Source organism: Bowmanella yangjiangensis (assembly GCF_017255015.1).
In the GTDB taxonomy this organism is placed as follows: Bacteria; Pseudomonadota; Gammaproteobacteria; order Enterobacterales; family Alteromonadaceae; genus Bowmanella; species Bowmanella yangjiangensis.
Genome location: NZ_JAFKCS010000526.1, coordinates 1 through 529, shown reverse-complemented (window position 1 = coordinate 529; position 529 = coordinate 1). Strand labels below are relative to the sequence as shown.

Genomic DNA, 529 nt, shown 5'->3' with positions numbered 1-529 from the left:
AGATCAGCGCCAGGTTGTCCGGCGTGTCGTCGACGATGAGGATGATGCCGCGTTCGGCCGACAGGCTGGCAGGCAGACGCGACTCAGGCTGGTGGAGCGGCGCATTCATGTTCGGCCTCCTTCAGTTGGCGGTTGAATTCGTCGAGCTGGAAGTGCTTCACCAGGCTGCGCAGCGAGGCGGTGAAGCTGGCGCAGGCCGGGTTGCGCTGGTCGATGTCGTCCAGGCGCTGCTGGATGCCACGGATGTAGCCCAGCGCCCCCAGCTCGCGCAGTGCCTGCAGGTCGTCGCTGTCGGGCAGGGTCACGCGCTGCACGCTGGCAGGCCGCTCCTGGGTGCGATGCAGCCAGGTCAGGCCCAGCTGCTGCTGAATGCGTTCGAGCAGTTGCGGGGTGTACACCGGCTTGGCCAGGTAGTCGTTGCAGGCGGCTGCCACGCTACGTTCGCGATCGTCGGTGAAGGCATTCGCGGAGATCACGATGATCGGCGCCTGGCACTGGGTGTTGCGCCGGATCAGGCGGCTGGTTTCCC

General features: G+C 66.5%; 1 protein-coding gene. It reads right to left on the bottom strand.

The window, feature by feature from the left end:
- Window positions 1-83: 83 nt before the first annotated feature.
- Window positions 84-529, bottom strand: a 446-nt coding sequence (locus J0A65_RS25475; protein ID WP_206597008.1) for a response regulator, incomplete at its 5' end; no start/stop codon positions are given.